Annotated in this window: 19 protein-coding genes, 1 tRNA gene and 1 pseudogene; 12 read left to right on the top strand and 9 right to left on the bottom strand. The window is 73.3% G+C overall.

From position 1 onward, the window contains the following. Positions 1-6 precede the first annotated feature (6 nt). A complete protein-coding gene (locus tag AMK31_RS32685) occupies positions 7-897 on the bottom strand; it encodes a DUF4232 domain-containing protein (protein ID WP_073944341.1) in 891 nt (296 codons plus the stop codon). A gap of 175 nt (positions 898-1,072) precedes the next feature. On the opposite strand from AMK31_RS32685, the pseudogene AMK31_RS41805 reads away from it, so the two are divergent. Further along, a pseudogene (locus AMK31_RS41805) lies at positions 1,073-1,334 on the top strand (aldo/keto reductase); the annotation flags it as partial. Between the two features lie 289 nt (positions 1,335-1,623). Here AMK31_RS41805 and AMK31_RS32675 read toward each other — a convergent pair. The 4 genes from AMK31_RS32675 to AMK31_RS32660 all read right to left on the bottom strand — a co-directional run bounded on the left by AMK31_RS32675 (position 1,624) and on the right by AMK31_RS32660 (position 4,782). After that, entirely contained in the window at positions 1,624-2,262 is a 639-nt protein-coding gene (locus AMK31_RS32675; RefSeq protein WP_073944340.1) for a ScbR family autoregulator-binding transcription factor, read from the bottom strand. A 178-nt stretch (positions 2,263-2,440) separates the two neighbouring features. Beyond that, on the bottom strand, positions 2,441-3,205 hold the full coding sequence (locus tag AMK31_RS32670) for a glucose 1-dehydrogenase (protein ID WP_073944339.1): 765 nt from the start codon (positions 3,203-3,205) through the stop codon (positions 2,441-2,443). A gap of 41 nt (positions 3,206-3,246) precedes the next feature. Beyond that, positions 3,247-4,155: a quinone oxidoreductase family protein gene (locus tag AMK31_RS32665; RefSeq protein ID WP_073944338.1), complete on the bottom strand. Its 909-nt coding sequence runs from the start codon at positions 4,153-4,155 to the stop codon at positions 3,247-3,249. A gap of 33 nt (positions 4,156-4,188) precedes the next feature. Then, on the bottom strand, positions 4,189-4,782 hold the full coding sequence (locus AMK31_RS32660; RefSeq protein WP_158074566.1) for a TetR/AcrR family transcriptional regulator: 594 nt from the start codon (positions 4,780-4,782) through the stop codon (positions 4,189-4,191). A gap of 290 nt (positions 4,783-5,072) precedes the next feature. Between AMK31_RS32660 and AMK31_RS32655 the strand changes: the two genes are divergently transcribed. Beyond that, positions 5,073-6,458, top strand: coding sequence for an MFS transporter (locus AMK31_RS32655; RefSeq protein ID WP_198948621.1), 1,386 nt, complete (start codon positions 5,073-5,075; stop codon positions 6,456-6,458). 40 nt (positions 6,459-6,498) lie between these two features. Here AMK31_RS32655 and AMK31_RS32650 read toward each other — a convergent pair whose 3' ends face one another. After that, entirely contained in the window at positions 6,499-7,380 is an 882-nt protein-coding gene (locus AMK31_RS32650) for a ScbA/BarX family gamma-butyrolactone biosynthesis protein (protein WP_073944335.1), read from the bottom strand. Positions 7,381-7,721: 341 nt separating this feature from the next. On the opposite strand from AMK31_RS32650, the gene AMK31_RS32645 reads away from it, so the two are divergent. Beyond that, a complete protein-coding gene (locus tag AMK31_RS32645; protein ID WP_443333945.1) occupies positions 7,722-8,873 on the top strand; it encodes an IS701 family transposase in 1,152 nt (383 codons plus the stop codon). A gap of 165 nt (positions 8,874-9,038) precedes the next feature. On the opposite strand, the gene AMK31_RS32640 is transcribed toward AMK31_RS32645, so the two are convergent. Then, positions 9,039-9,112: transfer RNA gene (locus tag AMK31_RS32640), tRNA-Pro, on the bottom strand. A gap of 98 nt (positions 9,113-9,210) precedes the next feature. On the opposite strand from AMK31_RS32640, the gene AMK31_RS32635 reads away from it, so the two are divergent. Both AMK31_RS32635 and cobF read left to right on the top strand, forming a co-directional pair. Further along, the gene (locus tag AMK31_RS32635) at positions 9,211-9,789 is read left to right on the top strand and encodes a DUF309 domain-containing protein (protein ID WP_073944334.1); all 579 of its coding nucleotides are present in this window, start codon (positions 9,211-9,213) and stop codon (positions 9,787-9,789) included. A gap of 49 nt (positions 9,790-9,838) precedes the next feature. Next, complete coding sequence (gene cobF, locus AMK31_RS32630; protein WP_073944333.1) at positions 9,839-10,612, top strand: precorrin-6A synthase (deacetylating); 774 nt, start codon at positions 9,839-9,841, stop codon at positions 10,610-10,612. Positions 10,613-10,657: 45 nt separating this feature from the next. Here cobF and AMK31_RS32625 read toward each other — a convergent pair whose 3' ends face one another. After that, positions 10,658-11,884 (bottom strand): L,D-transpeptidase, encoded by a 1,227-nt coding sequence (locus tag AMK31_RS32625; RefSeq protein ID WP_079187045.1) that lies wholly within the window; start codon positions 11,882-11,884, stop codon positions 10,658-10,660. A gap of 207 nt (positions 11,885-12,091) precedes the next feature. On the opposite strand from AMK31_RS32625, the gene AMK31_RS32620 reads away from it, so the two are divergent. From AMK31_RS32620 to AMK31_RS32590, 7 genes are all read left to right on the top strand, one after another. After that, positions 12,092-13,288 (top strand): lipid II:glycine glycyltransferase FemX, encoded by a 1,197-nt coding sequence (locus AMK31_RS32620; protein ID WP_073944332.1) that lies wholly within the window; start codon positions 12,092-12,094, stop codon positions 13,286-13,288. Further along, positions 13,213-14,952 (top strand): murein biosynthesis integral membrane protein MurJ, encoded by a 1,740-nt coding sequence (gene murJ / locus AMK31_RS32615; RefSeq protein WP_079187029.1) that lies wholly within the window; start codon positions 13,213-13,215, stop codon positions 14,950-14,952. The genes AMK31_RS32620 and murJ overlap by 76 nt, the downstream gene beginning before the upstream one ends. A 21-nt stretch (positions 14,953-14,973) precedes the next feature. Beyond that, the gene (locus AMK31_RS32610; protein WP_073944331.1) at positions 14,974-15,657 is read left to right on the top strand and encodes a response regulator transcription factor; all 684 of its coding nucleotides are present in this window, start codon (positions 14,974-14,976) and stop codon (positions 15,655-15,657) included. A 269-nt stretch (positions 15,658-15,926) separates the two neighbouring features. Further along, entirely contained in the window at positions 15,927-17,345 is a 1,419-nt protein-coding gene (locus AMK31_RS32605) for an ATP-binding protein (RefSeq protein ID WP_385311459.1), read from the top strand. Next, entirely contained in the window at positions 17,342-17,956 is a 615-nt protein-coding gene (locus AMK31_RS32600) for a hypothetical protein (RefSeq protein WP_073944330.1), read from the top strand. Before AMK31_RS32605 ends, AMK31_RS32600 begins: the two co-directional genes overlap by 4 nt. A gap of 117 nt (positions 17,957-18,073) precedes the next feature. Continuing rightward, positions 18,074-18,952, top strand: coding sequence for a hypothetical protein (locus AMK31_RS32595; protein WP_073944329.1), 879 nt, complete (start codon positions 18,074-18,076; stop codon positions 18,950-18,952). Positions 18,953-19,037: 85 nt separating this feature from the next. Further along, a complete protein-coding gene (locus AMK31_RS32590; protein WP_073944328.1) occupies positions 19,038-19,523 on the top strand; it encodes a DUF6174 domain-containing protein in 486 nt (161 codons plus the stop codon). On the opposite strand, the gene AMK31_RS32585 is transcribed toward AMK31_RS32590, so the two are convergent. Continuing rightward, positions 19,520-19,969, bottom strand: coding sequence for a PaaI family thioesterase (locus AMK31_RS32585; RefSeq protein ID WP_241842796.1), 450 nt, complete (start codon positions 19,967-19,969; stop codon positions 19,520-19,522). The genes AMK31_RS32590 and AMK31_RS32585 overlap by 4 nt on opposite strands. Positions 19,970-19,971 lie beyond the last annotated feature (2 nt).

The following is a 19,971-nucleotide window of genomic DNA, read 5'->3' as shown; positions in this document are numbered from 1 at the left end:
GCCCCGTCAGGACGCCGGCGGGCGCTGCCAGGCGCTGACCCCCAGTTTGCCGGTGGTGCCGAGATCGAGATGCGGGGCCACCATCACGGGGTCGGCGCCGGGCAGCGCCGTGACGCGGACGTACGGCACGGTGACCGCGGTGCCCATGCCGGTGGTGTTGCGCCACATCAGGCCCGCGGTCACGCGCTCGCCGGGGGCGAGGGCGACCGGCCCGGGCGGATCGTCGAAGCCGGTCACGGTGGCGATGCCGCCGCTGCCGCGCAGCACGTCCACGCCGGTGACCGGCTGCCAGTCGGCGTCGAGCAGGGCGATCCCGGGATACCCGTCGACGTGCCGGACGCGGGTGCCGCAGTTCTCCAGGGACAGCCCGACGACCCGCAGTCCCATGGCGGCGTCCCCCTCGTCCGCGGTGACCCGGATCCCGGAGGGCGGACAGGCGCCGGACGCGGCGGGCGCCTCGTCGGCAGGGACCCGCAGGACCTCGGTGAGGACCGCGCGGGTGGCGCTGCGGGCCATGCCGTCCCCGGCGACGGTCCCTCGCACCGTCCGTCCCGGACCCACGTCCCGCACGGTCTCCTCGACGTTCGCGAGCCCCCTGCCGCCCTCGTCCGCGAAGGTGAAGGTGACCGTGTAGGTCACCGCTTCGGAGTGCTCGTTGGTGACCTCGTACGCGGCCGTGACCGGCCGCCCGGACCCGTCCGGCGACGACGGGGTCAGCGCGGTGATCCGTACGCCGTCCCGCTCCAGGTCGTCGGGGTCGCCGGGCGGCGCCGACGCCGAGGGGCGCGCCGACGCGGGCCCCGATGCCGCGGTGCCGGGCGTGCCGGCGGTCTCGGTGCCGCACGCGGTCAGCAGCAGGGCGGCACCGGCGAGCAGGGCCGGGAGGGCGGTACGCATCCGGCGATCATCACCGGGCCGGACGCGCCGCGTCCGTGGCGGAAGCCACACCTCCGGTCACAGGCCTGTCACAACGGGGCCCACCCGGCTCAGTGCGCGGCGTCCAGCCGGACCCGCTGATCCGGCGTCAGCTCAAGGTCTACGGCGGCGAGGTTCTCCTCGAGCCGGGCGACGCCAGCACAGCCTGCTGCGCCCCCGCTTCGACGTACCGACCGTCCAGTTCGCCGACGGCAGCCTCGGCCACGCGGGCCCCGAACTCCTCGGCTACCTGCGGGCGGAGCCCGGCCTCACCCTGGTCGCCTACTCGCCGCTGCCGGCGGGCGCCTACGTCCGCGAGGACAAACCGCTGCCCCCCGGACTACGAACACCCCGGCACCCCGGCCCGGCTGGCGGTGCTGCGCGAAGTGGCCCGGGAGACCGGCGCGACCGTCACCAGGTGTGCGCGTACAGCAGGTCGAGACGCTCCACCCCGAGCCTCCCCCACGCTCGGCTACGCCCGCGCGGGCGGTACCCCCATCCTGCTGCGCTCGGCCGCCTGCCGTATCACCTTCGCGGACAGTCCCTCGGGGTTGTCGAGGTGTCCGGTGCGAGGACGCCGACCTCGCGGCGGCGCGCCGGGTCCGTGCCGAGCGTGCGGTACTGCATGGTGGTCCTTCCCGTCCGTGCCCGCGGGCCGGGGCACGCACGGGAGCCTTCAGCCTGAAGTGCGCTTCGAGTCAAGGGAGTTCACGCGGAGCGCTCCTCCGCCTCGAGCAGCCGCGCCCCGCGGTAGGGGGAGGTGTCCAGTTTGGCGAGGACGCCGATGCTGGCCACGTTGGGCAGGATCAGCTGGTACAGCCGCGCGATCTCCTCGGAGAGCCCGAGTCCGTCCGGCAGCGCCTCGGTCACCAGCTGCACCCCGGTCCAGGCGCCGACGGTCAGCCGGGCGATCTCCGCGGGCACGGCGTGCGGCTGGAGCTCGCCGCGTTCCTTGGCCTCCTCGAGCAGGTCCTGGCCGACGTCGATCCAGTCCGGCCAGCGGGTGCCGAACAGGCTGCGCGCCTTGGGGTCGACGGACAGCTGGACGGCGGCGCGCAGCATCGGCTCCCGGGGCAGCCGGTGGGCGAGGAGGAGCCCGAGGTCGACCCATTCCTGGAGCTTGTACGTCTGCGGGAGGATCCCCTCGCGAGTCACCGCGCGGGCGAGCACGCCGTGCGCCATGGCTTCCTTGGTCGGGAAGTGGAAGTACAGGGCGCCCCGGGTCAGTCCGGTCCGCTCGACCAGCGCCGCGATGGTGGCCGCCTCGTACCCGACCTCGATGAAGAGGCTCGCCATGGCCTCCAGAATGGACTCACGCGTGCGGATCGCACGCTCCTGCCGCGCCACTCGGCCGCCCCCACACTCTCCCCAGCGCCCCGGCCGGCACCGCCGTCCCGGAACACTGATAGGTCAATGATTAAACTACCGAAGGCTCGGTATGTTACCAAGGCCCGCCTCCGGGGCCCGTACGAGGGACGCGGAGCGGGAGACCGTGACGCCTCCGGCTCCGCGTCCGCCGTGATTGTCACTGGTTGACGAAACCGCCGTCGACGGGCAGCACCGTCCCGGTCAGGAACGGGCAGCGGTCGCTCAGCAGCCAGGCCGCGGCGGCGGCGATCTCCTCCGGCTCGGCGGTACGGCCCTGCGGGGTCATCGCGTTGACCGTCTGCTCCAGGCCCGGGTTGCGCCGGAACCAGTCCTCGGTGATCTCGCTTCGGGTCGTGCCCGGGGCGACGGCGTTCACCCTGATCCCCTGCTGTGCGTACTCGTCGGCCGCCGCCCTGGTCAGCCCGACCACCGCGTGCTTGGCGGCTATGTAGGGCGCGGCGGCGGGGATCGCCACCAGCCCGGCCACGCTGCTGTTGTTGACGACGGCGCCCCCGCCGCCCTTCAGCATGGCGGCGATCTCGTACCGCAGACAGTTCCACACGCCGCGGACGTTGACGTCCATGACGGTGTCGTAGACGTCGTCCGACATCAGGTGCAGCGGTGTGCGGTCGCCGCCGACACCGGCGTTGTTGAAGGCCCCGTCCAGCCGTCCGTACTCCGCGACGGCGAACTCCACGGCCCGCGCGGCGTCCTCGGCGACGGAGACGTCGCACACCACGTGCGCGGCCTCGGCCCCCTTCGCCCGCAGTTCCTCGGTCAGCGCGGCCAGCCGGTCCTCGCGGCGCGCGGCGAGCACCACCGTCGCGCCCTCCTGGCAGAACACCTTGGCCGCGGCGGCGCCTATGCCGCTGCTCGCCCCGGTGACGAGGACGACTTTCCCGGCGAGAAGATCACTGGTCATGCTGGAGGCTACCCCGTTCGGTCCAGGTCCCGGCACCACGTTCAGGGGTGCAGGACCACCTTGCCGGTCGTGCGCCGGGCCAGCAGGTCCTCGTGGGCGCGGCGGGCCTCGGTGAGCGGGTACGCCGGGTGCACCACCGGCTTGAGCCTGCCCTGCGCGGTCAGCGACAGCAGTTCCTTCAGCGGGCCGGCGAACGCGCCGGGCGCGGCGAGGGTGGGGCGCAGCCAGAAGCCGACGACGGCGGCGTTGAGCCGGCTGAGCCGGGCCGGGTCAAGGGGGGTGAAGCCGGTGCGCGCGGAGTTGCCGTAGGTGACGAGCCGGCCGCCGGAGGCCAGCGAGTCCAGGGCGTGGTCGAAGAGTTCACCGCCGACGGCGTCGAGGATGACCTCCGCCCGCTCCGGCAGCGGGTAGTCCACGGCGGCGTCCGCGCCGAGGTCCAGGGCGAGTCGCCGCTTCTCGGGCGTGGAGGCCTGCGCCCACACCCGCCCGGCGCCGAACTCCCGGGCCAGCTGTACGGCGAGGCTTCCGACACCGCCCGCCGCGGAGTGCACGACGACGGTCTCGCCGGTGCCCAGGCGGGCGGCGGTGCGCAGCAGATGCCAGGCCGTCAGCCCCTGCACCAGCAGCGCGAGCGCCGCCCCGGCGTCCAGGTCCTCGGGGATGTCCACGACCGCGGACGCCTTGGCCACCGCCTGCTCCGCGTAGCCGTGGGAGACCTTCGCCAGCACCCGGCGGCCGTCGTCGGTGCGTCCCACGACCTCGCTGCCGGGGATGTGGGGCAGCTGGCCGGGGTCCAGGTAGGAGCCGTCCGCCTGGTGGATGTCGGCGAAGTTCACCCCGGCCGCCTCGACGGTGACGAGCAGCTCGTCGGGACCGGGTTCCGGGGCGGCGACTTCGACGGGCGTGAGGACTTCGGGACCGCCGAAGCGGTCGAACCGTATGGCGATCATGGCAGGAACGATAGCGCGCCGGGCCGGTCCGCCTCACTGTGCCGGGGCGGCCGGGAAGGCGGGCGCGGAGCGCGGTTCCCGGAGGGCCGGGCCGGCGTGCCGGGCGCGCTGCTCCATCCCGTCGAGCAGGGTCTCCAGCCCCGTCTCGAAGTCCTCCTCGGTGGCCCGCAGCGGGGACTGCTCGGGCCTGTCCCCGGCGGGCAGCAGCTCTTGCGCCACATGCTGGATGCACACGCCCTGCACGTACGACCACACGGCGATGGAGAACGACCGCGCCAGGTCGGGGTCGTCGGTGAGGTCCGCGAGCGCGTCCATCATCCAGTCCAGGCACGAGGTGTCCGAGAAGTGCCGGGCGGAGCTGGACGTGACCAGCGCCCAGGGGTGGGCGGTGTACACCTTCCAGTCCTGCCGCGCGGCGAGCCGCATCGCCTCGCGCCAGTCCGCGGGCGCGGGCTCGGGATAAGGGTGTTCGTCACAGGCCGCCCGGGTGATGGCGGTCAGCAGCGCGTCCTTGTTCGCCACATGGCGGTAGAGCGACATGACGCCCGAGTTCAGTTCGTTCGCCAGCCGCCGCATGGAAAGCGCGCCGACACCCTCGGCATCGGCGACCCGAACCGCTGTCGCCACGATGGCACGTCGCGACAGCCCAGGTGAACTCGCTTGCCTGCCTTGCGCGTTGATGGTCATGGGTTACTATACCCAACAGCTTGCGTACGCCGTACGCACGAAATTCGCGTACACCGTACGCCACGCATTCCGCGTACGCCGTATGCGGCGTTTCCCGCGTTTCCCGAACCGATTCGCGCCTTCTCCCGAAAGGTTGCCCCGTGACTTCCTCCGACTTAGTCGCGGAACGTGCCGACCGACGAGCCTGGCTGGGTCTGCTCGTCGTGCTCGGCCCGGTCGCCCTCGTCGCGATGGACGGCTCCGTGCTCTACCTCGCGATGCCGGGCATCACGTCCGCGATCACGCCGACCACCGACCAGGCCCTGTGGATCCTGGACATCTACGGCTTCGTGGTCTCGTCCCTGCTCATCGCCTTCGGCAGCCTCGGCGACCGGTACGGCAGGCTCAGATTCCTGCTGACCGGCGCCGTCGTCTTCGGCATCGGCTCGACGGGCGCCGCGTTCTCCCCGAACCCGGAGACGCTCATCGCCTGCCGCGCCCTGATGGGCCTCGGCGGCGCGACCCTGCTGCCCGCCGGCCTGGCGATCATCGGCGGCCTCTTCCCCGACCCGAGGCAACGCTCCCGGGCCATCGGCGTCTTCGCCGCGACCTTCGCCGCCGGATTCGCGGTCGGACCGGTTTTCGGCGGCCTGCTGCTCAGCCGGTTCGGCTGGGGATCGGTGTTCCTGATCAACATCCCGGTCGTGGTGCTCTTCGTCGCCTTCGCCCCGGTGCTGCTGCGCGAGGTGCGCACCACCGACCCCGGCCGGGTCGACGCGCTCAGCGTCGTCCTGTCCGCCGTCGGCATCCTGCTGGCCGTCCACGCGGTCAAGTCGGCCGCCGCGGAGGCCTTCTCCGCCACGGAGGCGATCACCGGCGCGCTGGGCGTCGCGCTCCTGGTGTGGTTCGTCCGCCGGCAACTCGCCCTGGAGCACCCGCTGCTCGACCTGCGGCTGTTCAAGGACCGCGTCTTCACCGTCGCGATCCTCACCGGCGTGCTGTCACTCGTCGCCTGGGCGGCGGCCGGCTACCTCACCGGCGTCTACCTCCAGTCCGTCCTCGGCCACGGTGTCCTGACGGCGGCTCTGCTGGTGCTGCCGGGCGCGGCCGTGCTCACCGCCGCGTGCGTCGGGGCGAGCGGCGTGGTCGAGCGGATCGGCAAGCGGGCGGCGCTGATCACCTCGCACTTCTTCATGGGAGGCGGCCTGCTCCTGCTGCTGTTGACGACCACCGAGCACGGCGTGGCGGCGTTCGTCGCCTCCTCGGTCGTCACGGGTGTCGGCTACGGCTTCTCCTTCAGCCTGGTCGCGGACACCGCCGTGGCGGCGGTGCCGGCCGAGCGCGCCGGATCGGCCGCGTCGATCGCCGAGACCAGCAACGAACTGGGCAACGCGCTGGGCATCTCACTGCTCGGCTCGCTCGCCGCCGCGGTGTTCCGGCTGACGGGGCCCGACGTGGCGGGCACCCTGGACGAGACCCTCGCCGAGCCGGGCCTGACGGCGGCCACCGTCGCGCGGGCCGAGGACGCCTTCGTCGACGGCCTGCACGCCGCGATCGGGGTGGCGAGCCTGCTCTGCCTCGCCCTGGGCGTCCTCGCCCTGCGCTGGGTGCCGAGGGAAGAGCCGGCCTCGCGCTGACGGACACGCGCCCGCGCGAGGCCCACTCCGCGGGCTGTCCTCACTCCCCCGCGCGGAAGTCGACGCGGAAGACCGGTTCCCCCTCCTGCGTGCCGGTGACGCGGACGGCGCCGGGCTCGGGCAGCGGCTCGGCCGCGATCCAGCAGGGCTGGTCGAACTCGACGTAGCGCCAGTAGACCGCCTCGATACGGCCCGGCGTGAACGGCGCCGGGCCGCGCAGGGCGCGCGCCGCCTGGTCGGCGGCCTCCAGCAGGGCCAGGCCGGGCACATGGTCGACGGGGTGGTCGAAGAGCAGGTGGTTGTCGGGGTCGTTGCGCAGCAGCCAGCGGTCCGGGCGGTCGCCGGCGCCCAGCATCACGTCCACGGCGGAGACCCGGCCGACCGACGCCGCGTCGACAGGCGCAGGCAACGGCCAGGCCGCCCAGTCGACATGGCGCCGGTCACCGCGCACCCTCGTGTACACGCGCTCCGGGATCCAGCCGAACTCGCTCTCGGCACGGGCCACCACGGCCCCGTCCATGAGCACCTGGAAGGTCATGTGCAGCGCGCGCGTGGTACGCCTTCTGCCCCCGCCCTCGGACACGGTGACCCGCACGTCCAGCGCCGACGTCCGCCCGCGGGGTATGCGCAGCCCGGGGCTGATCGTGAAGTCGAGGGTGCTCAGCATGGTCTGGTGCGTCAACGGGACGTCGTACGCGCCGTGCGCCACGACCAGTCCGGTCTGCCGGATCGTCTGCGCGAGGACGCGGGGGTCGTACGGCAGGTCCCCCCGCACGGCGGGCCACCTGACACGCAGGGTGAAGTCGTGCGCGGCCAGGCGCTTCCAGCCGGTGACGAGCAGATGCTCCTGCCGCTTGAGATGGGCGTATGCGCCGAGACCGGCCTGAGCGGTCGGGCGACGGTCGAGAGTGATGTCGTACAACGTTCCCCCTGAGTCGGAGAGGCTCCAGTGCCGTTTAAAGTACCGGCCCTCCGTTCGGTTTTGGCCAAAAATACGTGCGAAGGGGCGTGTGCGCACAACGCGTTCCGGCAGAGAGCGCTTCCCACCCCTCCGAGCGCGGACGCGAGGCCACCACCATCAACGGCCCTCCCGATGGACCCGACTCGCCTGTGGACTACGCCAGTTCCGCTTCCCGCCACCGCCCCGGCGCGGAGAGAGCGCCCCTCCGAACGTCATTGGCCGAAAACATACGGCTGCGTCCGGCGTACCCTCGTATAAAAAACAGGACGAGAGTCCTTTTTTGCGGTCACGGGGGGACGACGATGCGCAACGTGCGGGAACATTCGGTCACGACGGTCCGACGGCCGGCGGCGACGATGCCGACGGCCCTGGACGCAGCCGCCTGCCGCAGACTCTTCGGTTCCCTGCACCTCAACGGGCAGCGGGTGAAGGCCGAGCGGTACGTCCGCGGGCTGCTGTCGGTGCCCGGCCGCAAGACGCTGCAGAGCATCGCGGCGCAGTTCGACGGGGCGTCCGCGCAGCAGAGCGTGCACCACTTCATCAGCACCTCGCCCTGGGAGTGGATGCCGATCCGGCACGCCGCGGCCCGGCACGCGCAGCGCGTCCTGGCCCCGGAGGCATGGGTGATCGGCTCCACGCTGATCCCGAAGACCGGGCCGCACTCCGTCGGCACCGATCCGCAGCCCACCCCGATGGGCACCGTCAACGGTCAGCAGGCGGTGGGCACCTGGCTCGCGTCGCAGCGGTCGGCCGTACCGGTCGACTGGCAGCTGCGGCTGTCCGCCCGCTGGACGGCCGACCCCCTCCGGCGGCGGGCGAGCGTTCCCGAGAACGCCGCGTACGGCACCGTCGAGGAGTGCGTGCAGCAGGCCGTCCACGGGCTGCTGCACATCGCCGGGATGCGGCGGCTGCCGGTGGTCGTGGACATCCCCGAGGTGAATGGCATGGCCATCGCCCGCTTCCTGACGACGACGGGACTGCCGTTCGTGGTGCGGGTGAGCCCGGTGACACCGGTGCGCATCGACCGGTCGAGGCTGCCCATGTACGGCGATCTGCTGCGCGCCGCCGGCGAACTGGCCGAGTCGCTGCCGTACGTGCGGCACCCGGCGAACCCCGGTGACGGCCGGACCACCGGCGTGATGATCCCCGTGGTGGCGCCGCCGCCGCGGCGGGAGCCGATGACACTCCTCGACGAGCGGCGCCCCGACCGCCGCGCCGGCCGGCGCCTGTGGCTGACCAACCTCGACCCCTCCGCCGTCACCGCCGCACTGCGGCTCACCCGCCTGCCCGGCGTCGTCACCCGCGACTGCGCGGCCATCTCGGACGGCGTCGGCCTGCGCGACTTCGCGGGCCGCTCCTTCCCCGGCTGGCACCGGCACATCACGCTGGCGTCCGTCGCCCATCTGATGGCGGCCTGCGAGGCCACGGAGATGAACAGGACTACCGTTCGGTAATATCATCAGGCCGCCTTATCCCGATCATGGGATGCGCGCAACAACGTGCGATGTATTCGGCTTCCTGATTTCCGAGGCCGTCGTGCGACGCGGGGAACGGCGAAAACGGCCGAGGGGCCGTTTCAGATGCCCTGAAACGGCCCCTCGGCCTGCGACTTCGAAAAGTCGGGACGACAGGATTTGAACCTGCGACCCCTTGACCCCCAGTCAAGTGCGCTACCAAGCTGCGCCACGTCCCGGTGCGTCCTCCCGCGGTGACCCGCGTGATCGCGCGGACAGAACTTTACCCCACGGGCCCGGCGGCGCCGAAGGGGGCACCGGGCGGCACAATCGTCGTATGGGTGGAAAGGGACGCGGAAGCAGCACGTCGGAGGGCCGGGACGCGGAAGGCGCGGCGGCCGTGGCGCGGGACCGGGACGCGGAGGGGCGGGCACGGAACGCGCGGCCGCGGGACGGGCTCGGGCGGCCGCTGCCGTACGGGGCGCCGGGCGTGGAGCGGCAGCCGGAGGGGGTCGTACGGACGCCCGAGGAGACCGTGGCGGAGGCGCAGGCGCTGCTGGACGCGGGGAAGCCGTTCCACGCGCACGAGGTGTTCGAGGACGCCTGGAAGTCGGGGCCCGACGAGGAGCGCACGCTGTGGCGGGGCCTCGCCCAGCTCGCCGTGGGGCTCACCCACTCGGCCCGCGGCAACGTCACCGGCGGGGCGCGGCTGCTGCGGCGCGGGGCGGGCGCGGTGGAGGCGTGGGCGGAGTCGTCCGGGCGGCCGGACGTGTACGGGATGGATCTGACCGGCGTGGTGGCGTGGGCGCGGGAGCTGGCGGGCGTGGTGGAGGCCGGGGCGGACGGCTCCGACGGGGTCGGCGGGGCCGCGGTGGTGGACGCCCGGACCCGCGCGCCCCGGCTGTACGGGGCGTGAGGGCACGGGCGGTGGCGGCGCTGTCAGTGCCGTACGGCAGACTCGGGGCGTGCGAAAGATTCATGTCATCGGTATCGGCGCGGGCGACCCCGACCAGCTCACCCTCCAGGCGGTCCGGGCGCTGCGCGGCACGGATGTGTTCTTCCTGCTCGAAAAGGGCGAGGTGAAGTCCGATCTCACGGGGCTGCGCCGGGACATGCTGAAGACGCACGTACCGGAGGGCACCTACCGGATCGTGGAGGCCCGTGATCCGGAGCGGGACCGGCGCGCGGACGGCGCGGCCTACTCGCCGGCCGTCGGCGACTGGCGCGGCGCCCGCGCCGACATCTACGAGCGGCTGATCCTCGAGGAGCTGGGCGAGGACCAGACCGGCGCGTTCCTGGTGTGGGGCGATCCGTCGCTGTACGACAGCACGCTGGGCATCCTGGAGGAGGTGCTGGGTCGGGGCGCCGTGGCCTTCGAGTACGACGTGGTGCCCGGCATCAGCAGCGTCTCGTCGCTGGTCGCGCGGCATCGCACGGGGCTGAACCGGGTGGCCGGTGCCGTGCAGATCACCACCGGGCGGCGGCTCTCCGAGGGCTTCCCCGAGGGCGTCGACGACGTCGTCGTGATGCTCGACGCCCATCAGACCTTCCGCGAGTACGCCGACCAGGACATCCACATCTACTGGGGCGCCTACCTCGGCACCCCGGACGAGATCACCGTCTCCGGCCCGATCGCCGAGGCCGCGCCGCGCATCGAGAGCCTGCGGGCCGAGGCCCGGGAGCGCAAGGGCTGGATCATGGACACCTACCTTCTGCGTCGCAACCCGGGACAGGGCTAGGCACCACGTCCGCGAAGGGGCGAAGGGCTGCGGGCGCCGCCGCGATCAGCGCAGGGCGCTCCGCCGCTGCCACTCGGCCCATGACAGGTTCCACGCGCCGAAGCCGTTCCCCGGCTCGACGACCCCCTTGGTGTCCTTGCCGGTGATCTCGAACGGGTCGCCGGGCCGCACCTGGTCGTAGAACCAGGCCGCGTCCGCGTCGCTCATCCCGATGCAGCCCGAACTGCGGTTGGCGTTGCCGAAGTAGCGGGCGTTCCACGGGGCGGCGTGCGCGTACATCCCCGACCAGGTCAGCCGCATCGAGTAGTCGACCATCTTGTCGTAGGCGTCGCCGAGGCCGACGGTCTCGGAGTTCATGTTGATGGTGCCCTCCTTGGCCATCAGCACGGCGGTACCGCGCCAGGAGCGCTTGTCGCCGCCGGGCGTGCCGCCGGAGACGGGAATGCGCCGGACCGTCCTGCCGTCGCGGACGAGGGTGAGCCGGTGGCTGTCGAGGTCGACCTCGACGACCTGCCGCGCGCCGATGGTGAAGGTGCTCGTGTAGTCGCGGACGAACCAGCCGCCGCTGCCCGAGTCGGTGCCGTTCAGTTCGGCGTTCAGCGTGACCTTGGTCCCGGGCTTCCAGTACGTCTCGGGCCGCCAGTCCACCCGGTCCCGGCCCGACCAGTCGCGTATCCAGCCCCAGGACCCCTCGGTGCCGTTCGAGGTGGTGACCTTCAGCTGCTTCTCGACCTCGGCCCGGTTCTCGACGGGGTTGTCGAAGACCAGTGAGATCGGCTGGGCGATCCCGACGGTGGTGCCGGTGCCCGGTCGCCAGTCGACCTTGTTGACCTTGTCCGCCGGGGACGTGGTGAAGGAGGCCCGGGTGGTGCCGGCGGTGCCGCCCCGCGTCCGGGTCGCCGCCGTCACCTCGTACGCGGTGCCGGGTACGGCCTTGCGGTCCGAGATCCACGTCCGGCCGTCACGGGCGACCGCGCCGGCGAGCCGCCGGCCCTCGGCGTCGGTGACGGTCACCGAGGTGAGGCGGCCACCCGCCGCGGTGACCTTCACCCGCTCACCGGCCGCGGCCTGCCGTCCCGTCGGGGTGACCGTGACGGCGACGGGACGGTCACCGTCCTTCCCGCCCTTGCCCGCGTCCGGCGCGGCGGGAGCGGAGTCCGCGGAACAGGCGGCGAGCGGCGCCAGCAGGGCCGCGGCGACGGCGGTGCGGACAAGGGCGCGGGCGCGGACGGTTCGGGCCAGGGCGTGGACGCGTATGGGTGTGCGGGACAACGGGACCTCCGTGGTGACGGACAAGGCGGAAGATGTCGTGACTCTAGAGCCGGATAAGTCCTGGTCAGCGGCGTCCGGGCAATGTGACGGCGACTGGTGGGGAACGGTCGTCGTCCGGTCACATTCGCCGCGCGGGACGGTCACGGGCGGCTGTGAGCATCCTCTGCGTCCCCGCGACAGCCGGGGAGAAGGAGAGGCTCACAGACCGTGTCAGCGCTGCTCGTACCGCCCGGCCGCCAGCACGAGGAACGGAACCGGGACCTCAGGCTCGGACCCGTCACCGCCGAGACCTACCGCGCCTTCCTCGCCTCCCCGCGCGGCGCGGCGCTCGGCGCCGGTTTCCTGCAGTGCCCGTCCTGGGCCGGCGTCAAGGAGGGCTGGCGCGCCCAGCTGCTCGGCTGGGGGCCGGATCCGGAGGCCGGCGAGCTGACCGGGGTGGCCCTGGTGCTGCTGCGGCAGTTCCCCGGCACCCGCAAGTACTTCGCCTACCTTCCCGAAGGTCCCGTCGCCGACTGGGCGGACCCGGACCTCGACGGCTGGCTCGCCCCGCTGCTGGAGCATCTGCGCCGCTCGGGCGCCTTCGCCGTGCGCATCGGCCCCTCGCCGGCGTACCGGAGCTGGGACGCCGCCCTGCTGAAGTCGCTCACCGGCCCGGGCAGACACCTGCGGGACGTCCTCGCCAGCGAGGTCGACCCGCTCGGCACCGCCGTCGCCGAACGGCTGCGGGCCCGCGGCTGGCGCCGCTGCGGCGGTGACGGGGCCGGGGACGACGGGGACGCCCAGCCGCGCCACGTCTTCCGGGTGCCGCTCGCCGGGCGCGGCGCCGAGGACCTGTGGTCCGGGCTGAACCAGGAGTGGCGGCGCAACGTGCGGCGCGCCCAGAAGGAGGGCGTGGAGGTCGTGGTGGGCAGCGCGGCGGAACTGCCCGAGTTCTACCGGCTGCTGCGCGTCACGGAGGAGCGCGACGGTTTCCGGCTCGGCCGCTCGCTCGCCTACTACGAGCGTCAGTACGCGGCGCTCAACGCGGAGGAGCCAGGCCGGATGAAGCTCTATCTCGCCCGTCACGGCGGGGAGATCCTCGCCGCCCACACGATGATCACGGTGGGCCGCAGGGTCTGGTACCAGACCGGCGCCTCGGCCGACCACCGCCGCGAGGTCCGGCCCTCCAACGCGCTGCAGTGGCGCATGCTGCTGGACGCCCACGCCCTCGGCGCTGACGTCTACGACATGCGCGGGGTACCCTCCACTCTCGATCCTGACGAACGTGCGTACGGACTGCTGCGCTGGAAGCTCGGCACCGGCGGACAGGTCGTCGAGACGTTGGGGGAATGGGAGAGACCGTTGAGCGGCACGGCCAACCAGACGCTCTACCGCGCCTTCCAGGCGTATCTGAACCGCCGGTGAGGCCGGCCACGCAGACGGGCGCGGAGCGGGGTGCCGCCGGTGCGGCGGGCGTGAGTTCCGTCGTCGGCGAGGACACGAGGCCGGTGTCCGCGGCGCGCAGCAGTGCCGTCATGGCCGCCGGCTCGCTGGTGTCCCGGGGCACCGGGTTCGCCCGGTCCGCCGTGGTCGCCGCGGCGCTCGGCACCATCGGGCCGACCGCCGACGGCTACGCGGTCGGCAACTCCCTGCCCACGATCGTCTACATGCTGCTCCTCGGCGGCGCGCTGAACGCCGTCTTCGTGCCCGAACTGGTCAAGGCCGCCAAGGAACACGACGACGCAGGCGCCGCCTACACCGACCGGCTCGTCACGGTCTGCGTCGTCGCGCTGCTGGTGATCACCGCCGCCGCGGTGTGGGCGGCGCCCGCGATCGTCGACGCGTACACCGACTACAGCGGAACGCAGGCGGCGATGACGACCGCGTTCGCCCGCTACTGCCTGCCCCAGATCTTCTTCCTCGGCGTGTTCACGCTGCTCGGGCAAGTGCTCAACGCCCGCGGCCGGTTCGGCGCGATGATGTGGGCGCCGGTCCTCAACAACGTCGTCGTCATGACCGTCTTCGGCCTGTACCTGGCGCTGGCCATGGGCGGTGGGGACACGCTCACCGCCACCGAGACCGCCGTGCTCGGCTGGGGCACGACCGCCGGTATCGCCGTGCAGGCGCTGGCGCTCGTCCCCGCGCTGCGCGCGGCCCGGTTCCGCTGGCGGCCCCGCTTCGACTGGCGGGGCAGCGGGCTGACCCGCCCGCTGCGGTCGGCCGGCTGGCTGGTGCTGCTGGTCCTGGCCAACCAGGCCGCCTACTGGGTGACGACGCGGCTGGCCACCACCGCGGGCCTGGACGGCGGTCCCGGATTCAGCGCGTACAACAACGCCTACGTCCTGTGGGTCGTCCCGCACGGCATCATCACGGTCTCGTTGGTGACCGCGCTGCTGCCCCGGATGAGCGCGTCGGCCGCCGACGCGGACATGGGGGCCGTACGGCGCGACGTGTCGCACGCCCTGCGCACCTCGGCCGCCGCCGTCGTCCCCGCCGCCTGCGTGCTGTTCGCGCTCGCCCACCCGGTGATGGCCCTCGTCTTCGGGCACGGCAGGACCGGCGCCGACGACACGGCCGCCATGGCCGGGATCCTGATGGCCTTCGCGCCCGGGCTCGTCGCCATGTCGGGCCAGTACGTGCTGTCCCGCACCTTCTACGCGCTGTCCGACACCCGTACGCCCTTCCTGCTGAACCTGGTGATCGTCGCCCTCAACGCGGGTCTGTCCGTGGCCGCCGCGCAGCTGCTGCCGGCCCGCTGGGCCGTGACGGGGATGGCGGCGGCGTACTCGCTGGCGCTGTGCGCGGGCTGGGTGGTCACGGGCCGGGTGCTGGGCCGCCGGCTGGCCGTCGCCCGGCCCTGGCGGTCCTCCGCCGTCGCGGCACACGCCCGGCTGCTGCTCGCCGCGGTGCCCGCCACCGCGCTGGGCCACCTGGCGGCCGCCGGCTCCGAGCGGGCGGGGGCCCTGGCGGCGACGGCCGCCGGAGCCGTCGTCGTGGTGCTCGTCTTCGCGCTGCTCGCCCGCCCGCTGCGGCTCACCGAACTCGACGCGCTGATCTCCGGCCTGCGCCGGCGGACGGCCCGGCGCTGACCATCCCCAAGGAGACTGTTGATGCCCCGCGTACTCCTCATCGAGGACGACCCCGCCGTGCGCGAAGGAGTCGAACTCGGTCTGCGCCGCCGCGGCCATGACGTACGGTCGGCCGCGACCGGCGAGGCCGGACTCGCCGCGCTGGGCGAGTTCCGCCCGGATCTGCTGCTGCTGGACCTGATGCTGCCGGGGCTGAACGGCGTCCAGGTCTGCCGGCGCGTCCGCGAGGAGAGCCAGCTGCCGATCATCATGCTCACCGCGCGCGGCGACGACTTCGACGTGATCGTGGGCCTGGAGGCCGGCGCCGACGACTACATCGTCAAGCCCGCGCGCCCCGAGGTGATCGAGGCCCGTATCCGCGCGGTGCTGCGCCGCATCGAGGACACCGGACCGGGACGGCCGGCCACGGAGGTGCACGGTGACCTCACCATCGACCGGGTCGGACTGACCGTCACCAAGGGCGGCAGGCGCCTCGCCCTCGCCCCCTCGGAGCTGAAGCTGCTGCTCCATCTGACCGCCGCGCCCGAGCAGGTGTTCAGCCGCCAGCAGCTGCTGGAGCACGTCTGGGAGCACAGCTACCACGCCGACGCGCGCCTGGTCGACGCCTGCGTCCGCCGTCTCCGCAACAAGATCGAGGACGAGTCCGGCACCCCCCGCTACGTCCAGACCCTGCGCGGCTTCGGCTACCGCTTCGGGCCGCTGTGACCAAGGGCATCGGCTTCGGCCGGGTGCGCCGCGGCGGGGACGGGGACCTGGGCGGGCCCGTCCTCGACACGACGCCTGCGGCCGGGGCGTACGGCGACCTGACCGGCCCCGCCGACGAGGCCGGCGAGGCCGGCGACGATCCGGTGCGCGACGAACACGCGCCGGAACACGAGGGAGTTCGGCCGCCCGCCGACCGGCGGCGGCGCCGGGCCGCGAACCGCCGGCGGTCGGCGCGGCGGGCGCGGGCCTTCGGGCTGCGCACGCGGCTGGTGCTGGCGTTCCTGCTGGTCGCCGCCGTCAGCGCCGGCACCACCGCCGCGCTGACCTACCGCGAGGCGCGCAACGCCCTGCTGCAGACCGCGCAGGACACCGCGGTGTCGTCGTTCCGCGACCAGGTCCAGCAGACCGGCTTCGTGCTGCCCGTGCAGGCCGAGGGACTGGAGGAGGTCCTGCGCGACATCGCCCGCAAGGGCAAGCCGCACCCGTGGGTGGTCTTCGCCGAGTACGGTTCGATCCGCGCGTCCTCGGGCACGAGCCCCGTCTCCACCGTCATCACGCCGGAGCTGCGGCGCGCCGCCCGGGCCGATCCGCACGGCAGCTTCGAACGGGTCGTCAAGGACGGCGTCCCCTACCTGACCATCGCCATGCCCACGGTCTTCCGCACCGGTCCGGAGGGCGTCCTGCCGACCCGGCTGATCCTCTACGCCGTCATGCGGATGACCGACGAGCAGGTCAACACGGACGCGCTGCTCACCGCCGCCCGCGACGGCGCCCTGCCAGGCCTCGCCATCGCCCTGCTGCCCGGCCTGCTCGCCGCGCGCAGCGTGCTGCGCCCGGTGCGGGACCTGCGCCAGGCCGCCCAGAGCATGGGCAGCGGCAGGCTCGACACCCGCATCCAGGTGCGGGGCGGCGACGAACTGGCCGAGCTCGCCCACACGTTCAACGAGTCCGCGGCCAAACTCCAGCACTCGGTGCGGGAACTGCGCCTGGCCGAGGCGCGCGCCCGCCGCTTCGCCTCCGACGTCTCGCACGAACTGCGCACCCCGCTCGCCGGAATGCTGGCCGTCACCGAGGTCCTCGACGAGGACGCGGGCCGGCTGGACCCCGACACCGCCCGGGCGGTCCGGCTGATCAGCGCCGAGACCGGAAAGCTCGCCGTGCTCGTCGAGGACCTGATGGAGATCTCCCGCTTCGACGCGCGCGCGGCCGAACTGCACACCGACGAGGTCGACGCCGCCGAGGCCATCCGCAAGACCCTGGAGAACCGGCACTGGACGGGCGACGGCCGGGTCCGCACCGAACTGCCCGACGGCATCCGCGCCCGGCTCGACCCGCGCCGCTTCGACCTCGTCGTCGCCAACCTCGTCGGCAACGCGCTGCGGCACGGCGGCGCGCCCGTGACCGTACGGCTGCGCGGTGAGGCGCGCTCCAGCGGTGTGCCGGTACTGGTCACCGAGGTCGTCGACAGCGGCCCCGGGATCCGGCCCGAGGTGCTGCCGCACATCTTCGACCGCTTCTACAAGGCCGACGCGGCGCGTACCCGCTCGGCGGGCAGCGGCCTGGGGCTGGCGATCACCCTGGAGAACGTCCGGCTGCACGGCGGGACGATCCGCGCGGGGAACCTGCCGGACGGCGGCGCCGTCTTCACCGTCGAGATACCGCTGCGCACGGAGGAGGACGGCGGATGAGGCGGGAGCGCGGGCGCCGCCGGGCGGTCGCCGCCGCGGTGCCGGCGGCGGTCCTGCTGCTCGGCGGCTGCGGCATCCGGGAGACCGACGTCGTCGAGGCGGGCGGCCCCGCCACCGTGCAGGCCTTCGTCAATCCCGGGTACGACGCGCTGCTCTTCTTCCGCTCCCCCGACGGCCAGGTGAGCCCGGTGATCCGGACGTTCGATCCCGCGGGCTTGTTCGGGGCCGACTACCAGGAGGGCACCGGCCAGCCTCAGCCCGCCCCGACGGAGAAGGTGATCTCCGCGCTGCTCAGCGGGCCGGCGCGGACCGACGAGGCCGCCGGGCTCGCCACCTCGCTCCCCCGGGTCACCTCCGGCGCGGTCCACGTCAAGTTCCCCGAGAACGGCGACGTCCTGATGGTCGTTCCCCTCGACCTGGCCGAACTGGACACGACCGCGCTGCGCCAGCTGATCTGCACGGCCGCCTACAGCAGGGACCGCGACGGCCGGGCCGCGGTACGGATGACGGGCCGGGACCAGGCGAGGGCGTCCGGCACCTGCGGCCTCGACACCGCCACGACCGCCGCGCCCTTGTCCGTCGACCCGGAACCGGACGGGTCCGCCTGGTAGGAGCGGCCGGGCCCTGCGGCGACCCTGCGCGGCACAGGCGTTGTCAGTGGGGAGTGCTTCACTTGATCCAACGGCTCGGTGAACGCGACGGCAGCGGTGGACGAGGGGGGCCCGGCCATGGGTGACGGGTTGGAGTGGATCCAGAAGCACGGCGCGGTGGAGGGGTACTACCTGACGTTCGCGCAGGGCATGTCGGCGCGGGACCTGGTCGTCCTGCTGGGCGCCGCGCCCGAGGAGGCCGCCGCCCCGCGCACCACGGCGGAGATGCACGGGCTGCTGCACGAGAAGGTGCCCTGGCAGGACACCCCGCCGGATGTCGCCACGTTCGGCGAGTGCGGCGGCTGGGCGTTCGCCCTGGAGCCGCCGTCGGCCTGGACTCGCGGCGACCGCCTCGGGGAGCAGGCGCCACGCATGCCCGAGGGCACCCGCTCGGTGACGATCCTGGACACGACGATGGACCCGCCCCAGCTCACCTACGCGGTCGACGGCACCACGGTGTGGCAGTACCACGAGGGCGTCACCTACACCTACCGGTCCGGTCACACGGAACAGCTCGACGCGCGGCTGGTCGCGGCGCGCGTGGCGATTCCGGAGAACGGGGAACCCGACTGGCCGACGAGCGGCGACGAGGACGAGCACGAGGACGACGAAGTCGGCAAGGAGCCGCGGCTGTTCCGGATCGTGGCGGAGCACTTCGGCCTCCGCCTGCCGACGGACGCCCTGCTCGCACAGGAGCTGCCCGCCGTCTTCACCGAGCCCCGCCTGCTGCGCATCCCCCGGTACGACCCGGCACCCGGTCCCTACACTCCCTGTGCCCACTGCGGAGGCGCCATGCGGCTCGCGGCCCCCGAGTGGGGTCCCGGCCACTCGCTGCTGACCTGCGAGAGCTGCGAGGAGAGCCGGGCCGAGGAGGCGCCGCTGCGGGAGATCGAGGAGATACCCAACCCCGCGTACCGGCACCTGGACGGCATCGGGCCGGGCGTATCGAACGGTTGACGGCCCAGCGGCGTCGCAGTGGTACCGCCGTCGCGGTCGCCGCCGTGGGCGCGTCGGCCGCTCGTGTCCGTCGAAGGGATCCGCCATGACCGCCGTCCGCCGCACCGCCCGCTCCGTGACCGCCGCGCTTCTGCTGACCGGGGGCCTGCTGGCGACGACCGCCGCCTGCGGGGACGACACCCCCACGCCTCGGGCGACCGCCGCCGAGGAGCAGGGCACCGGCTGGAAGGAACCCGCCGCGTACTCCTACACGTTGACGTCGAGCGAAGGGGAGCGGTCCCTGCTGGGCACCTTCCGGGTGACCGTACGGGACGGCGAGGTGACCGAAGCGAAGGGGCTCGACGAGAGCGGGCGACGGGTGGTGGAGCAGCTGCCCGGTGAAGTGCCCACGCTCGGCGAGCTGCTGGAGGAACTGGCGCGGGCGCGGCGCGACGACGCGGACACGGCGGAGGCGAAGTACGCGGCCGACGGTCATCCCGTGCGCATCTCGCTGGACTGGGACGAGAACGCCCTGGACGACGAGGCGGACTACGTCGTCACCGGGTACGAGCCCGGGCCCGGCACCGACTAGGCGGAGCCCGTCGTGACCGCGATCGTGCCCTGGGCGACCGCGCACAGGGTCTCGGCCCCCGTCTCGTCCACGGTGGTCAGGTCGCAGCGGCACACGACACGGGTGCGGCCGGCGCGGACGACGCGGGCCTCGGCGCGCAGCAGCGTGCCGACCGCCGGGCGCAGATAGTCGATCGTGTAGCCGGAGGTGATCAGCCCGGAGCTGACCGCGGCGCCGGCGGCGAAGGTGAGGGCGTTGTCGGCGGCGTAGCCGAGGACGCCGCCGTGCAGGAAGCCGTACTGCTGCCGCAGGTCCTCGCGGATGTCGAGTTCGAGGGTGGCCGCGCCGTCGCCGAAGGCCGTCAGGCGGGCGCCGAGGAGCTTGCTGAAGGGCTGGGCGGCGAGCACCTGCCGGGCGGTCGCGAGTTCCAGGCCGTCGTTGCCGTTGCCGTTCACTTCCCACCTCACGG

Source organism: Streptomyces sp. TSRI0107 (genome assembly GCF_001905845.1).
GTDB lineage: Bacteria > Actinomycetota > Actinomycetes > Streptomycetales > Streptomycetaceae > Streptomyces.
Note: the sequence above shows the minus strand (reverse complement) of the source record. Positions and strands in the feature narration are given on the sequence as shown.

Coding starts and splice junctions, on each gene's coding strand:
- AMK31_RS32685 (WP_073944341.1), bottom strand. CDS start 897: ATGCGTACCGCCCTCCCGGCCCTGCTCGCCGGTGCCGCCCTGCTGCTG.
- AMK31_RS32670 (WP_073944339.1), bottom strand. CDS start 3,205: ATGACCAGTGATCTTCTCGCCGGGAAAGTCGTCCTCGTCACCGGGGCG.
- AMK31_RS32665 (WP_073944338.1), bottom strand. CDS start 4,155: ATGATCGCCATACGGTTCGACCGCTTCGGCGGTCCCGAAGTCCTCACG.
- AMK31_RS32655 (WP_198948621.1), top strand. CDS start 5,073: ATGGACGGCTCCGTGCTCTACCTCGCGATGCCGGGCATCACGTCCGCG.
- AMK31_RS32645 (WP_443333945.1), top strand. CDS start 7,722: ATGCGCAACGTGCGGGAACATTCGGTCACGACGGTCCGACGGCCGGCG.
- AMK31_RS32635 (WP_073944334.1), top strand. CDS start 9,211: ATGGGTGGAAAGGGACGCGGAAGCAGCACGTCGGAGGGCCGGGACGCG.
- murJ (WP_079187029.1), top strand. CDS start 13,213: ATGGGAGAGACCGTTGAGCGGCACGGCCAACCAGACGCTCTACCGCGC.
- AMK31_RS32610 (WP_073944331.1), top strand. CDS start 14,974: ATGCCCCGCGTACTCCTCATCGAGGACGACCCCGCCGTGCGCGAAGGA.
- AMK31_RS32600 (WP_073944330.1), top strand. CDS start 17,342: ATGAGGCGGGAGCGCGGGCGCCGCCGGGCGGTCGCCGCCGCGGTGCCG.
- AMK31_RS32595 (WP_073944329.1), top strand. CDS start 18,074: ATGGGTGACGGGTTGGAGTGGATCCAGAAGCACGGCGCGGTGGAGGGG.
- AMK31_RS32590 (WP_073944328.1), top strand. CDS start 19,038: ATGACCGCCGTCCGCCGCACCGCCCGCTCCGTGACCGCCGCGCTTCTG.